18 protein-coding genes are annotated in these 23,485 nt (G+C 73.9%); 10 read left to right on the top strand and 8 right to left on the bottom strand.

The window, feature by feature from the left end:
- Positions 1-85: 85 nt before the first annotated feature.
- The 6 genes from A6F73_RS25655 to A6F73_RS25630 all read left to right on the top strand — a co-directional run bounded on the left by A6F73_RS25655 (position 86) and on the right by A6F73_RS25630 (position 8,244).
- Entirely contained in the window at positions 86-1,294 is a 1,209-nt protein-coding gene (locus tag A6F73_RS25655; protein ID WP_063351527.1) for an ATP-grasp domain-containing protein, read from the top strand.
- Positions 1,291-3,006: an IucA/IucC family protein gene (locus A6F73_RS25650; protein WP_244293497.1), complete on the top strand. Its 1,716-nt coding sequence runs from the start codon at positions 1,291-1,293 to the stop codon at positions 3,004-3,006. Before A6F73_RS25655 ends, A6F73_RS25650 begins: the two co-directional genes overlap by 4 nt.
- A 2-nt stretch (positions 3,007-3,008) precedes the next feature.
- Positions 3,009-4,223: an MFS transporter gene (locus tag A6F73_RS25645; protein WP_063349943.1), complete on the top strand. Its 1,215-nt coding sequence runs from the start codon at positions 3,009-3,011 to the stop codon at positions 4,221-4,223.
- Positions 4,220-5,989 carry an IucA/IucC family protein gene (locus A6F73_RS25640; RefSeq protein ID WP_079135998.1) on the top strand — a complete coding sequence of 590 codons (1,770 nt, stop codon included), beginning with the start codon at positions 4,220-4,222 and terminating at the stop codon, positions 5,987-5,989. The genes A6F73_RS25645 and A6F73_RS25640 overlap by 4 nt, the downstream gene beginning before the upstream one ends.
- Positions 5,986-7,212, top strand: a complete 1,227-nt coding sequence (locus A6F73_RS25635; protein ID WP_063349942.1) for a type III PLP-dependent enzyme — start codon at positions 5,986-5,988, stop codon at positions 7,210-7,212. The genes A6F73_RS25640 and A6F73_RS25635 overlap by 4 nt, the downstream gene beginning before the upstream one ends.
- 234 nt (positions 7,213-7,446) lie before the next feature.
- On the top strand, positions 7,447-8,244 hold the full coding sequence (locus A6F73_RS25630) for an inositol monophosphatase family protein (RefSeq protein WP_063351525.1): 798 nt from the start codon (positions 7,447-7,449) through the stop codon (positions 8,242-8,244).
- A gap of 164 nt (positions 8,245-8,408) precedes the next feature.
- On the opposite strand, the gene A6F73_RS25625 is transcribed toward A6F73_RS25630, so the two are convergent.
- From A6F73_RS25625 to A6F73_RS25610, 4 genes are all read right to left on the bottom strand, one after another.
- On the bottom strand, positions 8,409-9,872 hold the full coding sequence (locus A6F73_RS25625) for a pyridoxal-dependent decarboxylase (RefSeq protein WP_063349941.1): 1,464 nt from the start codon (positions 9,870-9,872) through the stop codon (positions 8,409-8,411).
- Between the two features lie 155 nt (positions 9,873-10,027).
- Positions 10,028-11,554 (bottom strand): diaminobutyrate--2-oxoglutarate transaminase, encoded by a 1,527-nt coding sequence (locus A6F73_RS25620; RefSeq protein ID WP_079135996.1) that lies wholly within the window; start codon positions 11,552-11,554, stop codon positions 10,028-10,030.
- A gap of 142 nt (positions 11,555-11,696) precedes the next feature.
- A complete protein-coding gene (locus A6F73_RS25615; RefSeq protein WP_063349940.1) occupies positions 11,697-12,437 on the bottom strand; it encodes a response regulator in 741 nt (246 codons plus the stop codon).
- Positions 12,434-14,329 (bottom strand): sensor histidine kinase, encoded by a 1,896-nt coding sequence (locus A6F73_RS25610; protein WP_063349939.1) that lies wholly within the window; start codon positions 14,327-14,329, stop codon positions 12,434-12,436. The genes A6F73_RS25615 and A6F73_RS25610 overlap by 4 nt, the downstream gene beginning before the upstream one ends.
- Positions 14,330-14,570: 241 nt before the next feature.
- On the opposite strand from A6F73_RS25610, the gene A6F73_RS25605 reads away from it, so the two are divergent.
- Entirely contained in the window at positions 14,571-15,974 is a 1,404-nt protein-coding gene (locus A6F73_RS25605) for a cation:dicarboxylase symporter family transporter (protein WP_063349938.1), read from the top strand.
- Positions 15,975-16,159: 185 nt separating this feature from the next.
- On the opposite strand, the gene A6F73_RS41660 is transcribed toward A6F73_RS25605, so the two are convergent.
- Together A6F73_RS41660 and A6F73_RS25595 are read right to left on the bottom strand one after the other, a co-directional pair.
- Positions 16,160-17,125 (bottom strand): hypothetical protein, encoded by a 966-nt coding sequence (locus A6F73_RS41660; RefSeq protein WP_063349937.1) that lies wholly within the window; start codon positions 17,123-17,125, stop codon positions 16,160-16,162.
- Between the two features lie 45 nt (positions 17,126-17,170).
- Positions 17,171-17,965, bottom strand: coding sequence for an RNA polymerase sigma factor (locus tag A6F73_RS25595; protein ID WP_244293496.1), 795 nt, complete (start codon positions 17,963-17,965; stop codon positions 17,171-17,173).
- 153 nt (positions 17,966-18,118) lie between these two features.
- Between A6F73_RS25595 and A6F73_RS41655 the strand changes: the two genes are divergently transcribed.
- Entirely contained in the window at positions 18,119-18,499 is a 381-nt protein-coding gene (locus A6F73_RS41655; protein ID WP_063349935.1) for a hypothetical protein, read from the top strand.
- Positions 18,500-18,693: 194 nt separating this feature from the next.
- Here A6F73_RS41655 and A6F73_RS25585 read toward each other — a convergent pair whose 3' ends face one another.
- Positions 18,694-20,091 carry a cytochrome P450 gene (locus tag A6F73_RS25585; RefSeq protein ID WP_063349934.1) on the bottom strand — a complete coding sequence of 466 codons (1,398 nt, stop codon included), beginning with the start codon at positions 20,089-20,091 and terminating at the stop codon, positions 18,694-18,696.
- Between the two features lie 133 nt (positions 20,092-20,224).
- The gene (locus A6F73_RS25580) at positions 20,225-21,292 is read right to left on the bottom strand and encodes an RNA ligase (ATP) (RefSeq protein WP_063349933.1); all 1,068 of its coding nucleotides are present in this window, start codon (positions 21,290-21,292) and stop codon (positions 20,225-20,227) included.
- A 398-nt stretch (positions 21,293-21,690) separates the two neighbouring features.
- Here A6F73_RS25580 and modA point away from each other — a divergent pair, with 398 nt between their 5' ends.
- Together modA and A6F73_RS25570 are read left to right on the top strand one after the other, a co-directional pair.
- Positions 21,691-22,545: a molybdate ABC transporter substrate-binding protein gene (modA, locus tag A6F73_RS25575; protein WP_063349932.1), complete on the top strand. Its 855-nt coding sequence runs from the start codon at positions 21,691-21,693 to the stop codon at positions 22,543-22,545.
- 71 nt (positions 22,546-22,616) lie between these two features.
- Positions 22,617-23,444 (top strand): ABC transporter permease, encoded by an 828-nt coding sequence (locus A6F73_RS25570; protein WP_063351524.1) that lies wholly within the window; start codon positions 22,617-22,619, stop codon positions 23,442-23,444.
- The last annotated feature ends 41 nt before the right edge of the window (positions 23,445-23,485 follow it).

The following is a 23,485-nucleotide window of genomic DNA, read 5'->3' as shown; positions in this document are numbered from 1 at the left end:
TCATCTGTTCGCCGCCCTCCCGACGTGCCCCGTGATCCGCCCGCCGTCGCTCTCGTCCGTCACCACCCTCAAGGACCACCACCCCATGCGGCTCTACCTGCTCGCCCTGAACCCCACCGACTCGGTCACCGCCGGCTTCCTGCCCGCCGCCGCCCGGCTCAGGCTCGACGTCACCGTCCTGACCGACCACGCCGAACCCCACCGGAAGGCCTACGCCGACCTCCCGTTCACCGCACCCGAGGTGCTGGAGTGCGACGTCCGGGACTTCCGCGCCGTGATCAGCCTGGTCTCCCGCCGTCACGCGCCCGACGCGGTGTTCAGCAACAGCGACCACTTGCAGACCCAGACCGCCCTGGCCGCCGAGTACTTCGGCCTCCCCGCAAAGGACTGGAAGGCCGCGCTGCGGGCCAAGGACAAGGGCCAGCTGCGCCGCCACCTCGCCCTGACCGGCCAGGACGCCGTCTGGTCCGCCGAGTTGGCCCCCGGGCAGGACCCGGCCGAGCTGGAGCCGCCGTTCCCGTGCGTGGTCAAACCCCGTGAGGGAGTGGCCAGCGAGGACGTCACACTGGTCGCCGACGCCGCCGAACTCGCCCTCCGCTGCCGGGAGATCCAGCACCGCCGGGCCGGCGCGACGCTGGTCGTCGAGGAGTTCCTGGACGGCCGGCTGTGCACCCTGGAGACCCTCGGCGACGGCCGCCGCCGGCACGTCCTCGGCGGCTTCCGCACGCAGCTCTCCCCGCCGCCGGACTTCATCGAGGAGGTGCTGGAGTTCGTCCCCGCGCACCCCGCCGAGGTGGTCGCGCAGGTGCTCGCCCAACTCGACGCGCTCGGCATCGGACTCGGCGCCTGCCACACCGAGTTCGTCGTGCAGCCGGACGGCCGCGCCCGGATCATCGAGGTCAACTACCGCGCCATCGGCGACCAGTGCGACCTGATGCTCGCCGAAATCCTCGGCGTCCCGCTCTTCGAACACATCCTCGCCACCCACCTCGGCCGGGAACTCCCCGCGGACCTCGGCGCGCAGTGCGCCGCGACCCCGCGCCGGGCCCGCAACGAGGTGGTCTGCGCCGACCGGGCCGGCCTCCTCACCGCCGCCCCCGGCCCGTACGACGAGGAGCGCGACGGCGTCCGGCTCGCCTACCGCCCGCTGCGCCCGCTCGGCGAGCGGCACGAGCACTACCGCACCAACCGCGACTACCTGGGCGTGATGTGGGCCATCGGTGCCGATCAGGAGGCCGTGGACGCGGCCGTCGCCCGGTTCCGCGCCGCCAACCGCTGGGAGATCACCCCGTGACCGCCGACGAGCAGCTCACCCTGCGGGTGCTCTCCGCCCTGCTGCGCGAGGATGTCCTCGGCCTGCGCTCCCGCGGCGCCGTGGAGGACCGCGCGGACGGCCCCTGGTTCACCGTCGCGGACGCCGAACTCGCCCTGCCCGTCGCCGCCGAGGGCTTCCAGTGCGAGTACGCCGCCCGGCTGCCCCTGCTGGAGCTGGCCGGGCGTCGGCTCACCGGTCTGGACGCCATCGTGGCGGCCCTGGCCGGTCTGGCCGAGGCCGAGGACCGACCCGGCTGGGCCGCCTTCGCCGAGGAGTGCCGCCAGACCCTCGCCACCATGGAACTGCACGAGCGCGCACGGCCCGAGGTACACGCCCGGCTCACCGACCTGTACGGCGAGGACCCGGCCGACTGGACCGGCCTGGCCGCCGCCCTCGGCCACGACACCCTGGCCGCCTACCTCGACCACCCCGTCTACCCGACCGCGCGCGGCCGGTCCGGTCTCACCGAACCCCAACTGAACTCCTATGCACCGGAGTTCCATCCCGCATTCGAGCTGCGCTGGCTGGCCGTCCCGACCGATGCCCTCACCACCCACGGCCGGCGTCCGCTCCCGAGCTGGTGGCCCACTCCGGCCTGGTTGGGCCTTGCGGACGCCTGCCCCGGCGACGGCTGGACCACCCTGCCGGTCCACCCCCTCACCGTCGGCGCCCCGCTGGACGAGGCGCTGGAGGCGGTCGGCCTGGCCGGCCGCGCGGTGCTCGCCGAACGGCCGTACCTGACCGTCGTGCCGACGCTCTCCATGCGCACCGTCGCCGTCGCCGACGACCCCGCCTGCCACCTCAAACTCCCGCTCGCCACCGCCTCGCTGGGCCGGCTCAACCGCCGCACCATCAAGCCCGGCACGCTGCTCGACGGCGCCGCCGGCCAGCGCCTGATCGAGGCCGTGCTGGCCCGCGAGCCGCGCTTCGCCGGCCGCGTCCTGCACGCCGACGAGCAGACCTGGGCGCACGCCGGCCACGAACTGCTGGCCGTCCTGCTGCGCCGCTACCCCGCCGGGCTGGAGCGGGCCGTCACCGTCCCGCTGGCCGCTCTGCTGGCCCCCGCGCCCGGCGGTCGCCTGGTGCTCGACCACCTCGCCGACCGCTTCCACGACGGCGACCAACTCGCCTTCTACGACTCCTTGCTGGAACTCCTGCTGGACTGGCAGACCACGCTGTTCGACTACGGCATAGCGCTGGAGTCGCACCAGCAGAACACCTCCCTGGTACTCGACGACGACGGACTGCGCCTGCTCTACAAGGACGACGACGGCCCGCGCGTGCACACCGCCCGGATGCCCGCCCGCCTCGGCGAACTCGCCCCGACCCGGGCCGACTTCGACGACGCCCGGATCTTCGGCGACGACGACCGGGCGCTCACCGACCTGTTCACCACCATCACCGGCCACCTGTGCACCGGCGCGCTCGCGTTCGGCCTCGCCGAGCACCGTCGCGCCGAACTCACTGACGTGCTCACACTGTTGCGAAAGCGCCTGGCCGAGGCGGTGGACCGGATCGGGCCGGCCGGCGAGCCGCTGCGGACGGACCTGCTGGAGGCCGAACGCCTGCCGGTCAAGGCCATGGTCAGCGCCGGGACCTTGCTCAGCAAGCAGCGCTCAGGCGCCGCCGACATCAACAAGCACTACACCAGCGGCCCCAACTACCTGCTGGCGAACGGGATCGCCCGGTGAGTGTGGAGACCGTTCCACAGCGCTCCGGCCACGGGACGGACCACTCCGGTGGACTCGGCCGCCGCCAGGTGCACGCCGTCGCCGCCTGCTACTTCGTCGCCTCCTTCGCCGCACTGGGCCTGCCGCCGTACCTGACCGCGATCCTGCCCACGCTCGGCGATCCGCAGGCCCGGTGGGCCGGTGTGCTCTACATCGTCCCGACGGTCTTCAGCGCGCTCGGCGCACCGCTGTGGGGCCGGCTCGCCGACCGCTACGGCCGCAAGCGGTTGCTGCTACGCGCCCAACTCGGGCTCACCGTCTCCTTCCTGCTGGCCGGAGCCGCCGGCAGTCTGCCCGCGTTCACCCTCGCACTGGTCCTCCAGGGCTTCCTCGGCGGCACCTTCGCCGCCACCAACGGCTACCTCGCCGCCGCCCTCGACGGGCCGCGGCTGTCCCGCGCACTCACCCTGATGCAGGGCAGCGCCCGGGCAGCCCTGGTGGCCGCGCCGATCCTGGTCGGTGCGTTGTCCCCGTGGATCGACCCGCACCGCCAGTACCTGGTGATGGCCGTCCTCCCGCTCGCCGCCGCACTGCTGCTGTCCCTGCTGCCCGAGCCGGACCGTCCGGCGGCCGCCCCCGCGTCGGAGGGACGCGTCGAGCGGGCACCCGCCGCCCCGCTTCTCCCGCTCTACGTCTTCGAGTTCGTCTTCGTCTTCGCCACCGTCATCTCCTTCCCCTATCTCATCTCGCTCGCCGAGCAACGGCTGCCCGGCGTCTCCGGCACCACCACCGGCGTGCTGTTCGCCCTACCGCACCTGTGCTACCTGGTGTTCGCCGCGCGCATCCACACGCTGTTCCACGCCCGCCCGCACACCGGCATCGCGCTCGGCTTCGGCTTCGTCGCGCTCGGCCTGGCCGGGCACGCCGTCGCGTACTCGCTCCCGGTCTTCGTCGCCGTCCGGCTGCTGCTCGGCGCCGGGCTCACGCTCGGCCTGGTCTGCCTCGCCGTACTCGCCGCCGGAGCGGCCCAAGGGCGCGCGCCCGGGCGGATGTTCGGCACGCTCGAACTCGTCTCCAAGGGCGGCGCCGTCGCCGCCGGCGCCGTCGCAGCGCTGGCCAACGGGCAGTTCGGCGCCGCCGCGCCCGTGGTGGCCGGCACCGCCGCCGCCCTGCTGGCCGCCGTCGCGGCCACCGCATTCTCCCTCCCGTCCCTCCGCCAGCGCTGGAGTCGCCGATGACCCCCGAGCCGATCACCCACAAGTCGATCACCCACGAGCCGATCAGCCACGAGCCGATCAGCCACGAACTGCCCACCGCCGACGACGCGGTGGCCCACACCCTGCTGAACTGCCTGCTGCGCGAAGTCTCCGCCCCCGAGCACCAGACCGCCGTGGCCGACGGCCGCCTGCTGCTGCGCCTGCCCCGGCGCGGCGCCCTGCTGCGGATCGCCCTGCGCCGCACCTCGCTGCTCGGCGCGCACCGCTTCACCGGCCCGGTCGAGATCGAACGAGGCGGCAGCTGGGCGGAGTTGGACTGGCGCGAGCTGGCGGGACACGTACAGGACGAACTGGAGCTGCGCACCGGCACGGTGAACGAGGAGTTCCTGGGCCAGGTCACCTCCAGCCACGACGGCCTCCGGCAGAGCCTGGCCGGCCGCCCGGCCTCCGGACCGGACCGCTACCTGGAGTCCGAGCAGGCCCTGCTGTTCGGCCACCGCTTCCACCCGGCGCCCAAGTCCCGCTCCGCCGCCCGGGGGGACTGGCGCGGGTACGCCCCGGAGTCCCGTGCGGCGTTCCCGCTGCGCCACCTCGCCGTCCGCACCGAACTGATCGCCGAGCAGTCCCTGGACGAGAGCGCGAGCGCCCTGCTGGACGGCCTCGGCGACGTCCCGGACGGCTACCGTCTGCTGCCCGCCCACCCCTGGCAGTACCAACTCATCGGCGATCACCCGCTGTTGCGCGATTCCCTGGACCGCGGTGACGTCCTCGACCTCGGGCCGCGCGGCGAGGAGTTCGCCGCCACCGCCTCGGTGCGCACCCTCCACGGCGCGGACGCCTTCCTCAAGTTCAGCCTCAACGTGCGCATCACCAACTGCCTGCGCAAGAACGCCGCTTACGAGCTCACCGGAGCCGTCGCGCTCACCCGGCTGCTCGCCCCCGCCCTCGCCGACCTCGCCCGGCGCTTCCCCGACGCGGCGATGCTGCGCGAGCCCGCGTTCCGCACCCTCGCCCTGCCCGGTGCCGACGGCCGACCCGACCAGGCGCTCTACGAGGGCTTCGGCCTGATCGTCCGCGAGGGCTTCGGCGGCGTACTGCGACCCGGCGTCACCCCGCTGCTGGCCGCCGCCGTCGCCGACGAGCACCCGACCAGCTCCGCCCACATCTCCCGTCTGCTGGAGGGGAGTTCGGACGCCTACCAGGCCCTGGACTGGTGGCGGGCCTATCTGGGGCTGCTCATCCCGCCCGTGCTCGCCGCCTACTTCGACCACGGCGTGGTGCTGGAACCGCACCTGCAGAACGTGCTCATCGGCGTAGACGCCACCGGGCACCCCACCCAGGTGCTCTTCCGCGATCTGGAGGGCACCAAGCTCGTCCCCGAGCACAACGCCGACATCCTGGCCGCCCTCCCGCCCGAGGTCGCCGGGCCGATGACGTACGACGCCGAGCGCGGCTGGGACCGGGTGGTCTACTGCCTGCTGGTCAACCACGTCGCCGAACTGCTCGCTGCCCTCGCCGACCGCCACCCCGAGCTGGAGGGCGCCCTGTGGCAGGTGGTCCGGGACACCCTGGAGCAGTACGCGGCAGGCCACGGCCGGCCGCCCCGGCTGCGGGCACTGCTCGCGGGCGTGCCGCTGCCGGCCAAGGCCAACCTGCTCACCCGCTGGGAGCGCAAGGCCGACCGGCAGGCCGGCTACGTCCGCCTGCCCTCGCCGCTCGCCGGATCCGTCCTCGCCCAGGCCTCCCGCACCTCCGCCCCCCTCTCCCTCGGGAGCGCCGCCCGATGACCGAGATCGTCCGCCGGCACGTCGCCGCCCTCGCACCCGACGCCCTGCCCGCCTACGTCTACGACCTGGCGGCGCTGCGCGCGCACGCCGCCGCCGTCCGGGCCGCGCTGCCCGCGCGGGTCGAGCTGTACTACGCCGCCAAGGCCAACCCCGAGGCGCCACTGCTGGCCGCGCTGCGCGACGCGGTCGACGGCTACGAGGTCTCCAGCGGAGGCGAGTTGGCGCACGTGCGGGCGGCCGTGCCGGACGCGCCGCTGGCCTTCGGCGGCCCCGGCAAGACGCCCGCCGAGATCGCTGCCGCCGTGGACGCCGGGGTGCACCGCTGGCACATCGAGAGCGAGCAGGAACTGCACCGGCTCGACGCCGTCCTCGCGGACCGGCCGGGCACGGTGGTCGACGTGCTGTTACGGGTCAACCTGCCGGTCGCCACCGGTGCGCTCGACGCGGTGGCACTCGCGATGGGCGGGCGGCCGACGCCGTTCGGGCTCGACCCGGACCGCGCCGAGGAGTGCGTGCGCCAGCTCACCGGCGAAGGCCCCGGCACCGGCCCCGGCACCGGCCCGCTCGGACGGCAACTGCGCCTGCGCGGCGTGCACGCCCATCTGGCCAGCGGGCTCGCGGCGGCGGAGCAACTGGCCGTCGCCGAGCAGATCGTGGCCTGGTCGGCCGCGCTGGCCGAGCGGCACGGCTTCCCGCTGGCGGAGGTCAACGTCGGCGGCGGGATGGCCGTGGACTACGAGGACCCGGCGAACCACTTCGACTGGACGGCCTTCGGCGAAGGGCTGGCCAAGCTGCTGGACGCCCACCCCGGCCTGACCCTGCGGATCGAACCCGGCCGGGCCCTGACCGCCCACTGCGGCTGGTACGCGACCGAGGTGCTGGATGTGAAGCAGAGCCACGGCGAGGACTTCGCGGTGGTCCGTGGCGGCACCCACCACCTGCGCACCCCCGCCACCCGGGGGCACTCCCAGCCCTTCGAGGTGCTCCCGGTCGACACCTGGCCGCATCCGTGGCCGCGCCCCGCCGTCGCCACCGGCCGCGCCACCCTGGCCGGCCAGCTCTGCACCCCGAAGGACGTCCTCGCCCGGGCCGCCTCCGACGCCGACGGCCTGCGGGCGGCCGACCGCGTGCTGTTCGCGATGGCGGGCGCGTACGCCTGGAACATCTCGCACCACGAGTTCCTGATGCACCCGCGCCCGGGGTTCCACTACCTGGGCGGCTGAGGGCACCCCGGATGACGGTCGACAGGTAACAGATAACAGCTGACAGATAACAGATTTCGAAATCTGTTATCTGTCAGCTGTTATCTGTTCGCCGCCCCCTGTTCGCGCCCCGCCGCCCGCCCGTCCACGCGCCGGACGCCACCCGTGGGCCCCGCCCGCCCCAGGGGTCGCCGCAGGTCACCTCCGCACACTCGTGCGACAGTGGTAGGCAGCGAAGGGAGCGCGAACGTGCTGATGGACAAGGTCGCGGAGATACTCGCCGAGGCGTCGGCCGAGGTGGTGGAGCCGCGCTTCCGTGCGCTGGCCGCCGGCGAGGTGATGGAGAAGGCGCCCGGCGAGATCGTGACGGTCGCCGACCGCGAGGCCGAGGCGATCATCGCCCGCCGCCTGCGCGAGCTGCTGCCCATCCCCGTGGTCGGCGAGGAGGCCGTCTCCGCCGACCCCGAACTCGCCCAGGCCCTCCACGACGAGCCCGCCGCCTGGCTGGTCGACCCGGTCGACGGCACCTCCAACTTCGTCGCCGGCCGCCCCGAGTACGCCGTGATGTGCTCGCTCGTCCGCGGCGGGGAGACCGTCGCCTCCTGGATCTGGCAGCCCGCCACCGCCACCGCCTACTGCGCCGAACTGGGCTCCGGGGCCTGGCGCGACGGCGTACGCCTGACCCGGCCGCCGGCACCGCGCGACGCCGCGAAGCTGCGCGGATCCGTGAAGAGCCGCTACCTCGACCCGGAACACCGCCGGCGCCTACAGGCCAACGAGTCGGCCTTCGGCGAGGTCTCCCCCGGCCGGCACGCGGCCGGAATCGAGTACCCGGACGTCGTCGAGGGCCGCTTCGACTTCCTCCTCTACTGGCGCACCCTCCCCTGGGACCACGCCCCCGGCTCCCTGCTCGTCACCGAGGCTGGCGGCGTGTCCGCCCGGCTGGACGGCACCCCCTACCGCCCCGAGGCCCCCGGCTGCGAGAACGGCCTGCTGGTCGCCGCCGACCCGGAGACCTGGGAGCTCACCCGCACCCTCCTCCTGAGCGACTGACGGACCGCCACCACCGCCACCGCCACCGCCACCGCCACCACGGTCATCCGGTCGCGGTCACGAATCGGCGCCCTGGTCCTCGGTCTCGAACGGGGCCTGCCCGGGCGCCGGGCGGCCGACGACAACCGACTCCCCGGCGATGACCGATCCCCCGCAGCACGCGCCTAGCCGGCCCGGTCCCCCTCGGCCTTCCGCCCGGCGCCCACCACCTCGCGCAGCAGTGCACGGACCTCCCCCACCGTGGCGTGCGGGTTGAGCAAGGTGAGCTTGAGCCGCACCCGGCCGGGCCCCTCGCCCGGGAGTTCGGTCCGCCCGACCACCGCCCGCCCGGTGCGCAGCAGCAACCGGCGCAGGCTGCCGTTGAGTTCGTCGACGGCGGCCTCGTCGGTCAGGCCCGGCGGTCGGTAGCGGAACAGCAGGACGGTCAGCGCGGGTTCGGCGTGGAGTTCGAGCGACGGTTCGGCGCGGACGGCCTCGGCAGCGGACCGGGCGAGTTCGTGGCAGGCGTCGACGAGCCGGCCGAGCCCGTCGCGACCAAGGGTGCGCAAGGTGACGGCGAGCTTGAAGGCGTCGGCCCGCCGGGTGGTGCGCAGCGAGCGGCCGAGCAGGCTGGGGTAGCCGGCCTGCTCGTCGTCGACGGGGTTGAGGTACTCGGCGCGGCGGGCGAGCGAGACGTAGGTCTCGGTGCGGCGGACCAGGAAGACGCCGGCGGCGGCGGGCTGCCAGCCGAGTTTGTGCCAGTCGAGGGAGACGGAGTCGGCGCGGTCGATGCCGTCGAGGAGCGGGGCGAGCCGGTCGGAGAGCAGCGCGCCGCCGCCGTACGCGGCGTCGACGTGCAGCCAGGCGCCGTAGCGGCCGGCCAGGTCGGCGGCGACGTGCAGCGGGTCGATGCCGCCGGTGTCGGTGGTGCCGGCGGTGGCGACGATGGCGATCGGGGTGCGTCCGGCCCAGCTGGCCTCGGCCAGGGTTCGCTCCAACTCCTTTGGTTCCATTCGGAGTTGCCGGTCGACGGGGACGGTGGTGACGGCGCGCTCGCCGAGCCCGAGCAGGGCGGCGGCGCGCTGGACGGAGAAGTGCGCGGCCTCGGAGGCGACGATGCACGGCCGGACTCCGGCCGGGATGCCGTCCAACTCGACGATGCCGTCCAGCTTCTGGTCCCGCGCCAGCATCAGGCCCATGAGGTTGGACTCGGTGCCGCCGGAGGTGAGGACGCCGGCGGCGCGGGCCGGGTCGTAGCCGACCAGGGTGGCGAGTTCGGCGAGGAGGGCGGTCTCCAGGGCGGTGGCGGCGGGGGCCTGGTCCCAGGAGTCCTGGGAGGGGTTGAGGGCACTGACCGCGAGGTCGGCGGCGGCGGCCACGGCGAGCGGCGGGCAGTGCAGGTGGGCGGCGCAGGCCGGGTCTGCGGGGTCGGCGGCGCCGTAGGCGAGGAGTTCGGTGAGGCGGGCGAGCGCGCCGGGCCCATGGGCGCCGGCCAGGCCGTCGGCGACCAGCGCGCCGAGCTCGGCCGGACTGCCTGCGGGCAGCGGCCCGCCGCGCAGGGCGATGCCGTGGTCGAGCGCGTCGAGGACGGTGGCCAGCAGCGGCCCGAGCGCGCCGGGCCCGCCGACGCCGCCCGCGAGGGCGTCCAACGGGGCGGGCCCGCCGGGCAGTCCGGCGGCGGCGCCGGAACCACCCCCGGCCCCGGCCCCGCCCGCGGCCCCGGAGTCACCACCGGCCCCGGATCGGGCGCCCGAGCCTCCTCCCGAGCCTTCCCCTGAAGCGCCACCGCCCCCTCGCCCCGCGCTCATTCGGCGCCCCGGGCCGCGGGAGCCGCAGGGCTCGCCACAGGGCTCGCCGCTGCGGCGGAATCGAGGGCCGCCGCGGCCGCGATCGCGTCGGCAAGCCGGTCGAGCACCGCAGCGACCTGCTCGTCGGTGATGGTGAGCGGCGGCAGCAGTCGCAGCACCGCGTCGTGGCGCCCGCCGAGTTCGACGATCAGCCCGCGCGCCAGGCAAGCCTCCCGGACCCGGCGGGCGAGCCCCGGGTCGGCCGGCCGGGCCCCGCAGGCGTCCGGTTCGGCGGCGGGGTCGACGAGTTCGACGCCGAGCATCAGGCCGCGCCCGCGCACGTCGCCGATCACCGGCAGTTCGGCGGCGAGCCCGCGCAGCCGGGCGGTCATCCGCTCGCCGACGACGGCGGCGCGCTCGGCCAGTCCGTGGGCGGCGACGTAGCGCAGGGTGGCGGCGCCGGCGGCCATGGCGAGGGTGTTGCCGCGGAAGGTTCCGGTGTGGGCGCCGGGGCGCCAGCCGTCGTAGTCCTCCCGGTAGACGACGACGGCGAGCGGCAGGCTGCCGCCGATGGCCTTGGAGAGCACCATGGCGTCCGGGACGATGCCGCTGTGCTCGACGGCCCACATCGCCCCGGTGCGCCCGACGCCGGTCTGCACCTCGTCGACGATCAGCGGGATGCCGCGTTCGGCGGTGATCCGGCGCATCTCGCGCAGCCAGCCGTCGGGCGCGGGGACGACGCCGCCCTCGCCCTGGACGGCTTCCAGGATCATCGCGGCGGGCGGGACGACCCCGCCCGAGGGGTCGTCGAGCAGCCGTTCGACGTAGGTCGCGGCGAGGTCGGCGCCGGCCTCGCCGCCGACGCCGAACGGGCAGCGGTAGCCGTACGGGTAGGGCAGCCGGACGACCTCGCCGCCGCTCGGCAGCGGTTCCTTGACGGCGACGTTGCCGGTGAGCGCGAGGGCTCCGGCGGTCATGCCGTGGTAGGCACCGGTGAAAGCGAGCGCGCCGGACCTGCCGGTGGCGGTCTGCATCAGTTTGAGCGCGGCCTCGACGGCGTCGGTGCCGGCGGGCCCGCAGAAGTGGATCCGGGCGCCGGCGGCGAAGTCGGCGGGCAGGCTCTCGAAGAGGGCGCTGGTGAAGTCGTCCTTCTCAGCGGTGGCGAGGTCGAGCAGGTGCAGCGGGGCGCCGCTGTCGAGGGTGCGGCGGATCGCTTCCAGCACCACAGGGTGGTTGTGCCCGAGGGCGAGCGTCCCGGCGCCGGAGAGGCAGTCCAGGTAGCGCCGCCCGTCGGCACCCTCGACGGTCATGCCGTGGGCCCGCACCGGGACGATCGGGAAGGACCGGGCGTACGTACGGGCGGCGGACTCGCGTACGCGCTGGCGGCGCAGGATGGCCTCGCCGGAGGCCGGGGCACCGGCGGCTCCAGCGACACCAGCGGCTTCGACACCTCCGACAGCTCCGGCGGCTCCGAGAGCTCCGGCGGCTCCAACATCTCCGGAGGAGGAGGCCGGGGCCTGGGCGGGAACGGCGGCGAGCGACAAGGCAAACCCCCAGAAGAAGTTAGGTAAGCCTAACTTTACTGCCCCTGACCTGGCGGGATACCCCAGGGGCCCCCAGAACCACCCGAGTGAGTGAACCGCCCCCGGTCCTTCCAACGAGCGACCGGCGAAAAGGTCACGGCCCTCACCCCCGCCGACCCGGAGCCGCCCCACCGCCCTTCCACCGGTAGCAGAGCTCCGGCCGCCCCACGCTCCCGTACTGCGGCTCCCGCACCGCCCGCCCGGTGTCGACGAGGTGTTCGAGGTAGCGGCGCGCGGTGATCCGCGAGACCCCGGCGGCGGCGCCCGCGGCGGCGGAGGACAGGCCCGTCGCCGTCTCGCGCAGCACGGAGGCGACGGCGTCCAGGGTGGGCGCACTCAGGCCCTTGGGGAGGCTGCTGCGCTCGGGCGTGCGGAGCAGGGCGAACGCCTGGTCGACCTCGTCCTGCCCGGTCGCCTCGCCGGTGCGCCCGAGGCTGTCGCGGTAGCGGGCGTAGCGCTCCAGGCGATCGTGCAGGGCGGCGGCGCTGAACGGTTTCAGCAGGTACTGGACCACGCCCGCCGACACGGCCTGCCGCACCATCGCCAGGTCGCGGGCCGAGGTCACCGCGATGACATCGGTGGTGTGGCCGGCGGCGCGCAGCGAGCGGCAGAGCTGGAGGCCATGGCCGTCCGGCAGGTAGAGGTCGAGCAGGGTCAGGCCGACGGGCCTCCCGGCAGCGCGGGCGCGGTCCAGGAAGCGCAGCGCGTCGGCGCAGCTGTGCACCGTCCCGGCGGCGTGGAAGCCGGGTTCGCGCTCGACGTAGAGGGTGTGCGCGGCTGCGGCCACTGGGTCGTCCTCGACGACCAGCACGGAGATCCCCGGAGCGGCGGTCGCCTCGGTCATCGCGACGCCCCTTCCCGCCGGCCCTGTTGCCCCGGTTGCCCTGCCTGGCCGAATTGCTCCGGCCGCCCAAGTTGCTCCGGCCGCCCCGGTTGCCCCGGTTGCCGCTCACCGGGTCGCGCCGGCAGCCCGGCGAGCGGCAGCCGGACGGTGAGCACCGCACCCCGGTCACGCCCGACCGCGACGCTGCCGCCGTTGCGCCGGGCGGCCTGGGCCACCAGCGCCAGCCCGAGACCATGCCCGCGCCCGTCCTGCTTGGTGCTCCAGCCGCGCCGGAACACGTCCTCGACGGCGGCCGGGTCGATCCCCGCCCCGGTGTCGGCGACGCGCAGCAGCAGGCAACCGCCCCCACCCGGAGCCACGTCACCGCCCGCCACACCACCGCCCGCCGAACCACCGTCGCCCGAACCACCATCGTCCGAACCGCCGTCGCCCGAACCACCATCGTCCGCACCGCCGTCGTCCGCACCGCTACCACCCGCGTCGATTCGCACGGTGACGGTGACCTCCGGCGCCACCGTGCTCTGCGCGGCTCCGGCGATGGCGGCGTCCACGGCGTTGTCGATCAGGTTGCCGAGGACGGTGATCAGGTCCCGCGAGGAGAGCCCGGGCGGCAGCAGCCCGTCGTCGATCCGACTGTCATCGGTGAGGGTCAACTCCACTCCCCGCTCGGCCGCTTGGGCCGCCTTGCCGAGCAGCAACGCGGCCAGCACCGGTTCGCCGACCGCCGCGACCACCCGGTCGGTGAGCTGCTGGGCGAGCGCGAGCTCGGCGGTGGCGAACTCCACCGCCTGTTCGTGGCGGCCGAGTTCGATCAGGGAGACGACGGCGTGCAGCCGGTTGGCCGCCTCGTGCGCCTGCGCCCCCAGGGCCTCGGTGAAGCCCCGTACGGAGTCCAACTCTCCGCTGAGCGACTGGAGTTCGGTGTGGTCGCGCAGGGTGACGACCAGGCCGAGGCCGGTGCCGATGGTGGAGGTGTTGAGCACCACCACCCGCTCGGCGGTCAGGTGCACCTCGTCCCGGACCGGCTCGTCGCCGAGCACGGCCGCGACCAGCGCCCGCGGCAGCCCCAGCTCCACGATCAGGCGACCCTCCAAGTTGCCGGCCAGTCCGAGCAGTTCGCGGGCCGCGTCGTTGCAGAGCACCACCCGGTGCGCGCGGTCCAGTAGGACCAGCCCCTCGCGCACCGAGCGCAGGGTCGCCTGGTGGTATTCGTAGAGGTGGCTGAGTTCGGCCGGCCCCATGCCGTGGGTGTGCCGCCGCAGCCGGGAGTTGGCGAGGTAGGTGCCCACGCCGCCGACCCCGAGCGCGGCCACCGCCACCCCGACCAGGGCGAGCAGCGGGCCGCTCAACTGCGCGGAGATGGACTCCACCGTGAGACCCGCGCTGACCAGCGCGATCACCTGGTGCCGGTCGTCCAGCACCGGCGTGACCACCCGCACGGACGGTCCGAGCGTGCCGGTGTAGGTCTCGCTGCGGGTCTCCCCCGCGAGTGCCCAGTCGATGTGCCCGAGGAAGCGCTTGCCGATCTGCTCGGGCAGCGGGTGGGTCCAGCGCACGCCCTCGGTGTCCATGACGGTGATGAAGGAGACGCCGGTGTCCACCCGCACCTGCTCGACGTACGGCTGGAGCACCGCGGTCGGGTCCGGCGCGGTGACGGCGGCCCGCACGGACGGCGAGTCGGCGACGGCGTGGGCGACGGCGGTGACCTGGCGGCGGGCCGCGTCCTCGGCCCGGTCGGCGGTGAAGAGGTACGCGAGCACCGCGCCGCCCGCCACCACGGCGGCGACGATGACCACCTGGACGACGAAGAGCTGCCCGGCCAAGCTGCGGACCAGCCCGCGGGGTGCCGGGAGCCGTCGGCGCGGGGGCGTGGGGGCGGTGCGCACGGACATGCCTGCCAGTGTGCACCACGCCCCCGGGGTCCCCCAGGGGCCCGCGATCGGTCGGCGGCCTGTCGACTGCCCGTCGACGAACGTCCCGCAGCCCAGTCGCACCCCCACGGCCCGGCTGCGCCCGGTCGCGCCCAGCCGTGAACTCTATGAACGCAAACGTGACCTCCGTCACGCCCAGGCCCGATAGTCAGAGCGGCCCACCACCCGGGGCCGCCAGGACCGCACGGCGAAGGAGCCGCAGATGTCGATCGTTGGAGCAGCACCGGCGGGGGGATCCAGACGCAGGGACCGGACCCACTACCTCTACCTCTCCGTCATCGCCGCCGTGGTCGCGGGCATCGTGGTCGGGCTGGCCGCCCCCGGCTTCGCCGTGGAGTTGAAGCCGGTCGGCACCGGCTTCGTCAACCTGATCAAGATGATGATCAGCCCGGTGATCTTCTGCACCATCGTGCTGGGCATCGGCTCGGTGACCAAGGCCGCCAAGGTCGGCAAGGTCGGCGGCCTCGCCCTCGGCTACTTCCTCGTCATGTCGACCGTCGCGCTGGCCATCGGTCTGGCCGTCGGCAACCTGCTGGAGCCCGGCGGCGGCCTGCACCTGACCGCCGCGCTCGCGAAGTCCGGCCACGCCCAGGCCGTCGCCGGCGGCGCCCAGTCGACGACCGACTTCCTGCTCGGGATGATCCCCACCACCACGTTCTCGGCCCTCACCGAGGGCAAGGTGCTGCAGACCCTGTTGGTCGCACTGCTCGCCGGCTTCGCCCTCCAGGCGATGGGCCCGGCCGGTGCCCCGGTGCTGCGCGGGATCGAACACGTGCAGCGGCTGGTCTTCCGGGTCATGTCGATGATCATGTGGGTCGCGCCGATCGGCGCCTTCGGGGCGATGGCCGCCGTCGTCGGAGCGACCGGCACGGCCGCGCTGAAGAGCCTCGCGGTCATCATGATCGGCTTCTACGCGACCTGCGTGCTGTTCGTCGTCGTCGTCCTGGGCGCGCTGCTGCGACTGGTCGCCGGGGTCAACGTGTTCGCGCTGCTGCGCTACCTGGGCCGCGAGTTCCTGCTGATCCTCTCCACCTCCTCCTCCGAGAGCGCGCTGCCCCGCCTGATCGCCAAGATGGAGCACCTCGGCGTGAGCCGCCCGGTCGTCGGCATCACCGTGCCGACCGGCTACAGCTTCAACCTCGACGGCACCGCGATCTACCTCACCATGTCGTCGATCTTCATCTCCGAGGCGATGGACAAGCCGATGTCGATCGGCGAGCAGCTCTCGCTGCTGGTGTTCATGGTGATCGCGAGCAAGGGTGCGGCCGGGGTCACCGGCGCCGGGCTGGCCACCCTGGCCGGCGGACTGCAGTCGCACAAGCCCGCCCTGGTGGACGGGGTCGGACTGATCGTCGGCATCGACCGCTTCATGTCCGAGGCCCGCGCGCTCACCAACTTCGCGGGCAACGCCGTCGCCACCGTCCTGATCGGGCACTGGACCGGCGAACTCGACGCGGACCGCGCCCAGCGGGTGCTGGCCGGCGAAGAGCCGTTCGACGAGCGGACCCTGGTCGACACGCACGGCGGGCCGATCGCGGCCCCCGAGGCCGTCCCGGCGGCTCCGGAAGCCGACCCCGTCCGGAGCGGCACGGCCGCGGCCGCCTGAGCGGCCCCCTCATACGCCCCCGGTCCGGCGCCACCACCTCCCCCGGAAACGGCGCCGGACCGGGGGTTCCGCATGTCCGACGGGCCTTCGCCACAGGCCCTCACCGGTTCTCGCGGGTCCTCGCAGGTCCTCACCTCGCAGGTCCTGACGGAGTCTCGCAGGCCCTCTCAGGTCCTCTCAGGTCCTCACAGGTCCTCGGAGCCGCTCACCGCCCAGGCCAGGCCACAGGCCGGGTCCTCCAGCGCGACGTGCAGATGGCGCAGCCCGGCGGCCGGCTCGTGCCAGATGAAGCAGCGCATCCGGGCCACCAGCGCGTCGACCTCCGCCCGGTCCGGCCCGTCCGTACCCTCCGCGCCGGCCATCGCGACCAGCGCCCGCCAGAGCGCCAGCCGTCCGTGCGCCGAGCCCCGCCCGCGGTCCACGACTGCGGCCTGCACGAGCGCCGGGTAGACCAGCGCGAACGGCAGGTACCCGCCGGTGACCCGGGAACTACGGGCCAGTTGGGCGGCCGCCTGCGGCGCCGGCCCCCGGACGCAGACCACCTCCGCCCAGTCCGCCAGCGCGGCCAGCGCCCGGGTCGCCCGCTGCCCGCCCAGCCGTACGCCCGGCGCGGGCAGCACCACCTCGCCCAGACCCTCCCGGCTGGCCGGCAGGGTCAGCAGCGCACTGCGCGCGCCCCCGCAGGGCAGGTACTGGCGCACCCGAGCCCCCTCGTCCCATCCGGCCGTCTCCCAGGGCGCCAGCAGCAGCGGCATGCCCTCCGGGTCGGGTTCGGCCCCGTACGAGAGGTCCTCGCCGAGCAGCACCCTGGTCTGCGCGACCAGTCGGCGCACCGGGGCCGGGACGAGCAGCGGAGCCAGCCGCAGCCAGGAATGCCGAGTCGCCAGCACCTCCCAGAGCGGACCGGCGTCATGGTCGGCGACCCCCGCGACCGTCCCCGGGCCGCCGTCCCGGTCGAACAGCCGGACGGACAGCTCCGGCGGCGCCGAGTAGGCGATCAGGTGGCCGAGCGGCGCGGTCAGCGCCGCCGCGGGCTCCTCCCCGGCGCGCTCCACGGCTGCCGCCCTGCCCTGCCGGTAGGCGGTCAGCAGTTCGGGCCAGCGGCCGTCGTCAGCCAGGGCGCGGAGGCGGTGGTCCTCGTACGTGATCACGATTTTCAGCGTACGGGCCGGGGTGGCGCATCAGCTGACTTAGCGTCAGCTCGGTGCGTCGGGAGCCGCTTCGGGCGCCGCCCCAGGGCCTGCGCCGGGCCCCTCATCGGACCCCACGCCGGGCGCCTCTGCGGGGGCGGGCCCCGGCCGATCGCCCCGCTCGCCCTCCCGCTCATGTTCCCGCTCCCGCGCGAGGACGGCGCGCAGCTTCCCGTGGGCACGGCGACGGGTGACGGCCAGCGTGCTGCGATGCAGGCCCAGCAGCTCGGCGGCCTCGTCGACGGTGTAGCCGTCGAGATCCACCAGCACCACCACCCGGGCCTGCTTCGAGGTCAGGCAGCCCAGCAGCCGGAGCACCTCCCAGCGCGCCTGCAGCTCGACCATCCCGCCCGACGGCGACTCGACCGGCGGCCGGCCCCGCTCCCGCTCGGCCGTCTCGGACGGATCGGGCAGCACGACCCTCCGCCGCTCCCGGCGCCACTGGTCGCGCAGGATGTTCGCCATCGTGGTGAACACGTAGGCGTAGGGCTGCGGATGGCTCAGGAACCGCTCCGGCCTGCGGGCGATCCGCAGATACGCGTCATGCACCACGTCCCCGGCGGCGAGCCCGCCGGTGAGCGAAGCGGCCGCCCGGTGGAGCCTCGGCAGCATTTCCGTGAACACCCGGTTGAAATCGGCCGATTGACGATCGGCGGGCCTCGGACCGAAGTCCTTCCCGCCTCCGCTCCCGCGTCCGCCGCCACACCGACCGTCGCATTCCGCCATGCCGCTCTCCCCGGAAATCGGCACTCCGAAAGCCCAGTTGGGCAGGTCACGACCCATCGAAAAGGCCTGTGACACAGGTCACATCATAGGTCGTCGTCTCACTGTCCGCAGTCATTCGTGCGCAATACGTCATCAGCCGGACAGGAAGCCGGAATTCACCCACCCCGTGGATCCGGACGGCCGGGGACGCACTGCCCGATCTGTACCGTTGAGCGAGGAGAAACCGCCATGCGAGGTCGCATCGCCAGGAAGATCGCCACGTTCGGGATGGCCGCCGCAGCCGCCCTCGGCGTGCTCGGCACCACCGCCCTGCCCGCCGCCGCCGCGCCCACCGTCGCCGCCGCTGACCAGACCATCACCGCCGGCGCCATCGGGGCCTCGCCCGAGGTAGCCGCCGCCTCCTACCACTGCGTCATCACCGCAGACTACGGGTGGCGCTGGGTGGGCTACTGCAACGTCTACTCGGGCGAGCTGCGCACCATCACCTACTGCGCCAACGGCACGAGCACCACCGGCCTGTGGATCGGCGCCCGATCCCAGGCCTGGGACGTCTGGGGCAACTGCCCGGGCTCCAGCTGGACCAAGATCGTGTTCCAGAGCCGGGGCTGAGGCACCGGCAGAACCGATGAGGGGCGCCGTCCCGCCGGGGCGGCGCCCCCCGCTGCATGTCCGTACCCCAGCGGGCGCCGGCCGGTCGCATGCCCCGAGGGCCGCGAACAGATGACAACAAACAGATGACAGATAACAGATTTCATCTTCTGTTATCTGTTAGCTGAAATCTGAACGCTGCAGCCTGTCAGCCGTTACCCGGCGAGCCCCGCGGCTCCCCGCGCCGTCACCCGGATCCGCATCGGGCTCGCCGCGCGGAGCGTGATGCCCTGGGCGAGCGCCACCCGCTCGTCCACCGCCTCCATCTCGAAGTCCCGCAGCAGCACGCCCAGGCTCAGCACCGATTCCAGCATCGCGAAGTGCTGCCCGATGCACGCCCGCGGACCGCCGCCGAACGGGTACCAGGCGTAGCGGTGCCGCTCCTTCTCCTGTTCGGGCAGGAAGCGGTCGGGGTCGAAGCGTTCCGGGTCCGGCCAGTGCGCCGGGTGCCGGTGGGTGACCAGCGGCGAGACGACGACCTGGGCACCCGCCGGGATCACGTACCCGTCGATGACCGTCTCGGCGACCGCCCGCCGCCCGACCAGGGCCGCCGCCGGGTAGAGCCGCATCGACTCCTTCAGCACCTGGGTGATGTACGGCAGCGACTCCAGGTCCGCCGCAGTCGGCTCCCGGCCGGCCAGCACGGTCTCCGCCTCCTGCTGGGCGAGCTTGCGCTGCTCGGGGTGCGTGGCCAGCAGGTGCAGCGCGAAGGCCAGCGAGGTGGCCGTGGTCTCGTGCCCGGCGAGCAGGAACACCAGTACCTGGTCCCGGAGTTCGGCCGGGTCGAGTTGCTCCCCGTCCTCGCCGCGGGCCCGTCCGAGCAGTGTGAGCAGGTCGTCCGCGTCCTCGTCCAGGTCGCCGCGCGCGGCCCGCTCGGCGATGATCCGGTCGCAGACCGCGTACAGGGCGCGCTGGGCCTCGGCGCCGCGCCGGTTCGAGGGGGTCGGCCAGGTGCGCGGGATGCGAATCGCCGCGAAGCCCCGGTCCCAGACGTACTCACCGAGCACCGGGAAGCTGCGGTCCACCACCGCCACCGCCTCCTCGACGTCCGCGCCGAACAGGATCCGGGCGACGGCGCGCAGCGCGAACCGGGACATCTCCTCCGCCGCGTCCACAACCCCGCCCCCGCCCCCGACCGGGATCGCGTTCCACCGCTCGGTGAGCGCCCGCGCCTCCTGGGCGACGGCGCCCGCGTAGCCGTCCACCCGGCGGCGGGTGAACAGCGGCTGGACCAGCCGGCGCTGGCGCTGGTAGTCGCCGTCCTGGCTGGTCAGCAGTCCGTTGCCGACGCTGCTTCGCAGCTCGTCGTAGAAGGCGTTCTCCTTGCGGAAGTTGGCGGCCTCGCTGCCCAACACCTGCTGGACACCCTCCGGGGAGAACACCCCGTAGAACTCGACCCGCAGCCCGGGCGGCCCGACCCGGAACCGGACCACGTCCCCGTGGTCGCGGTGGGCGGCGAGGTAGGTGCGCAGCGGGCGGCGGGTGAGATCGAACAGCGACCCGACCAGGGGGTTTCCGGCCGGCCCGGGGATGAGGGCGGTGGCGGTGGTCATCGGCACTCCATTCTCCACAGGCGACCCATCAACGTAACTGACGAATCATCAGTAACGGAAGGCGCGAAGGCGCGCGCGAAGAAGCGAAAGCGCGCGGGAGCGCACGGGAGGGCGCGACGGGGCGGGGCGGGGATCACTCGTACTCGGTGCCGCCCTTGCGCGTCAGGTAGGCGTCACCGACCACCTTGGCGATCGCCCGCCCGCCGACCACCAGGCTCCAGCGCTCCGTCACCGGCCGGACCACCACGCCTTCGCGCAGGTGGAGTTCACGCCCCGAGACGGTCTCCTCGCCCTGGGCGAAGGCCAGCACCGTCTCCGGGTCGAACGGCCCGCGCCACAGTTCGGGCACCAACGGCAGTTCGCCGTCGAGCAGTTCGGCGGCGGAGTACCACCTCAGCTGCCCGTCCACCAAGGCCGACACGTCGAACACGGCGTAGCCGGGCAGTTCGGCACGGCCGGAGGCGCCGTACGTCAGGTCCTGCACACCGGCCCCGAAGACCTCGCCGAAGACGCCGACCCGCTCGGCGCCGAGCCGCTCGGCCAGTCGGGCCGCCACGGCGGGGAGGTCGTACGCGCGCACGGCCCGCCAGTACAGGTTGCGCTCGTCCTCGACGAGTGAGAGCCCCTGCGCCCCGATGCCCTTGGACGACACCTGGACCTCGCCGGTGGCGGCGGTGTACGTCATCAGGCAGCAACTGCCGTGCAGCTTCTCGGTCAGCACCACGGGCTCGCCGGGCTCGAAGACGTCGGGGTAGCGCTTGAGGTTCTCGATGTCCACCCAGGGCAGCAGGTCGGGCGCGCTCAGCACGTCGCCGTTCATGGAGGTCGGTACCGGGGGCTGCCACTTGACGACTCCGAGCAGCTCGGCAAAGTCCTCGCCGCGCCCGGCGGCGTCCGCCAGGTCGGTACCGGCGAGCGCGGTCGGCAGGCAGACGATGCCCTGGGACAGCTCACCGCGCAGCCGGACGGCCCTCACCCGGTCGGACCTGCTGCCGGCCAGCTTGCCCGTCAGGCCCAGCTCATCGATCAACTCCGCCGGGAGGACCGACTGTTCGGGGATGTAGACGGCGTAGTCGCCGGTCCGGTACCTGCCCTTGGCGACCACCGCCCGGTAGAGGCCGACCTGCGCGAGCTCCAGTGCGTCGGCGTTCGGGTGCTCCAGGACGACCAGCTTCTCGACGGTGACGCGCAACGTGGACATGGACGGACCCCTCCTCCCCTCCTGGGCCGTTCGACCCGGGCGGTGTGTACGGACTGCTGTACGGGCTGCTGTGCGGACTGTTGTACGAATCGCCCCCACTCTGTCCGCCCGACCGCCCCCTGCGCGACGCAATTTCCCCGGCACCATGCTCACGTCGACCCCCTCACACGGCCCCTCACACCGGCCGTCACACCAACCCCCGCAGCACTCCCGCCCCGGCGCCGTCCGTGCACGTTTGAGCCTTCACACAGCCGGGCGGAGACCCCCGCCACACCCCGCCTGTGCGAAGCGACAGAGGACTTATCACTCGCATTTGCGGCACTATGATCACCGTAATGGCCGCACCTGCGGCCTCACCCCGCGCCCCTTCCGGCGCGAGCCCTGGAGGGGAAGCCCCGATGAGCACCCGTACGACCACCCGCAGACTCGCCGTCGCCGCCGCGGCGGCCCTCGTCCTCAGCCTCGGGGCCACCGCCTGCGGCAGCGACGGCGGTGGCAAGTCCGGCGGCTCCTCGCCCGCTTCGACGGCGGGTTCCTCGGCCTCGTCGGCGGCCGGTGGCGGCAGCGTCCCGAAGGCCACCGGCGACATCACCGTCTTCGCCGCCGCCTCGCTCAAGGAGACGTTCACCGACCTCGGCAAGAAGTTCGAGGCCGCGAACCCGGGCGCCAAGGTCAAGTTCAACTTCGGCGGCAGCTCCAGCCTCGCCACCAGCATCAACTCGGGCGCCCCGGCGGACGTGTTCGCCGCCGCCAGTCCGGCCACCATGAAGACCGTGACCGACGCGGGCGGCGCGAGCGGCGACCCGAAGACCTTCGTCAAGAACACGCTCACCATCGCCGTGCCCAAGGGCAACCCCAAGCACGTCGCGGGCCTGAACGACCTCACCGCCTCCGGCGTGAAGGTCGCGCTGTGCGCAAAGGAGGTGCCGTGCGGCGCCGCCGCCCTCACCGCGCTCAAGGCCGCCAACGTCAACCTCACCCCGGTCACCCTGGAGCAGGACGTCAAGGGCGCGCTGACCAAGGTCGAGCTCGGCGAGGTCGACGCCTCGCTCGTGTACAAGACCGACGTGAAGGCGGATGCCGGGAAGATCGACAGCGTGGACTTCCCCGAGGCCGACAAGGCCGTGAACGACTACCCGATCGCCGCCCTGGCCAAGGCCCCGAACAAGGACGGCGCCGCCGCCTTCGTCGCGTACATCCAGTCGCCCGAGGCCAAGCAGGTGCTCACCGCGGCGGGCTTCCAGGCGCCGTGAGCGACCGCACCACCAAGCGCACCAGCGACACCGGGCGCACCACCGAACGCACCGCCGACACCGGGCCCGGCATGGCAGCAACGGCGAAAGCCCTGCCACGCCGGCGCCGGCGCCGGCGCACCCACCGCGTCCCGGTCACGCTGCTGCTCCCGGCGCTGCTCGGACTGGCGTTCCTGATCCTGCCGCTGGTCGGCCTGCTCGTCCGGGCGCCCTGGAGCGGCCTGTCCGAGCAGCTCACCAGCGCCACCGTCTGGGACGCCCTGCGCCTGTCGCTGATCTGCGCGACGGCGGCCACCGCGGTCTCGCTGCTCCTCGGCGTCCCGCTGGCCTGGCTGCTCGCCCGCACCGAACTGCCGGGCCGGCGGGTGATCCGGGCCCTGGTCACCCTGCCGCTGGTGCTGCCGCCGGTGGTCGGCGGCGTGGCACTGCTGCTGGTCCTCGGGCGGCGCGGCATCGTCGGTTCCTGGCTGGACTCGGCCTTCGGCATCACGCTGCCGTTCACCACGACCGGGGTGGTCATCGCCGAGGCGTTCGTGGCGATGCCGTTCCTGGTGATCAGCGTGGAGGGCGCGCTGCGCGCCGCCGACCCCCGCTACGAGGAGGCGGCCGCGACCCTGGGCGCATCCCGGCTGACTGCGTTCCGCCGGGTGACCCTGCCGCTGATCGCCCCAGGGATCGCCGCCGGGGCGGTCCTCGCCTGGGCCCGGGCGCTCGGCGAGTTCGGCGCCACGATCACCTTCGCGGGCAACTTCCCGGGCCGCACCCAGACCATGCCACTGGCCGTCTACCTCGCCATGGAATCGGACCCCGAGGCGGCGATCGCGCTGTCGCTGGTCCTGCTGGTGGTCTCCGTCGCGGTCCTGGTCGGCCTGCGCGACCGCTGGATGTCGACCCCGTGACGGCCCTGCGAGCCCCGGGCCGGAACCCGGCCACCGCTGCC

The sequence above is a fragment of the Streptomyces sp. MJM8645 genome, from assembly GCF_001625365.1.
Lineage (GTDB): Bacteria > Actinomycetota > Actinomycetes > Streptomycetales > Streptomycetaceae > Kitasatospora.
Note: the sequence above shows the minus strand (reverse complement) of the source record. Positions and strands in the feature narration are given on the sequence as shown.

What these genes read in the sequence shown, in the direction of transcription:
- A6F73_RS25585 (WP_063349934.1), bottom strand. Translation starts at nt 20,091, where the DNA reads ATGACCACCGCCACCGCCCTCATCCCCGGGCCGGCCGGAAACCCCCTG.
- A6F73_RS25580 (WP_063349933.1), bottom strand. Translation starts at nt 21,292, where the DNA reads ATGTCCACGTTGCGCGTCACCGTCGAGAAGCTGGTCGTCCTGGAGCAC.
- A6F73_RS25570 (WP_063351524.1), top strand. Translation starts at nt 22,617, where the DNA reads ATGGCAGCAACGGCGAAAGCCCTGCCACGCCGGCGCCGGCGCCGGCGC.
- A6F73_RS25655 (WP_063351527.1), top strand. Translation starts at nt 86, where the DNA reads ATGCGGCTCTACCTGCTCGCCCTGAACCCCACCGACTCGGTCACCGCC.
- A6F73_RS41655 (WP_063349935.1), top strand. Translation starts at nt 18,119, where the DNA reads ATGCGAGGTCGCATCGCCAGGAAGATCGCCACGTTCGGGATGGCCGCC.
- A6F73_RS25615 (WP_063349940.1), bottom strand. Translation starts at nt 12,437, where the DNA reads ATGACCGAGGCGACCGCCGCTCCGGGGATCTCCGTGCTGGTCGTCGAG.
- A6F73_RS25640 (WP_079135998.1), top strand. Translation starts at nt 4,220, where the DNA reads ATGACCCCCGAGCCGATCACCCACAAGTCGATCACCCACGAGCCGATC.
- A6F73_RS25605 (WP_063349938.1), top strand. Translation starts at nt 14,571, where the DNA reads ATGTCGATCGTTGGAGCAGCACCGGCGGGGGGATCCAGACGCAGGGAC.
- A6F73_RS25630 (WP_063351525.1), top strand. Translation starts at nt 7,447, where the DNA reads ATGGACAAGGTCGCGGAGATACTCGCCGAGGCGTCGGCCGAGGTGGTG.
- A6F73_RS25610 (WP_063349939.1), bottom strand. Translation starts at nt 14,329, where the DNA reads ATGTCCGTGCGCACCGCCCCCACGCCCCCGCGCCGACGGCTCCCGGCA.
- modA (WP_063349932.1), top strand. Translation starts at nt 21,691, where the DNA reads ATGAGCACCCGTACGACCACCCGCAGACTCGCCGTCGCCGCCGCGGCG.
- A6F73_RS25635 (WP_063349942.1), top strand. Translation starts at nt 5,986, where the DNA reads ATGACCGAGATCGTCCGCCGGCACGTCGCCGCCCTCGCACCCGACGCC.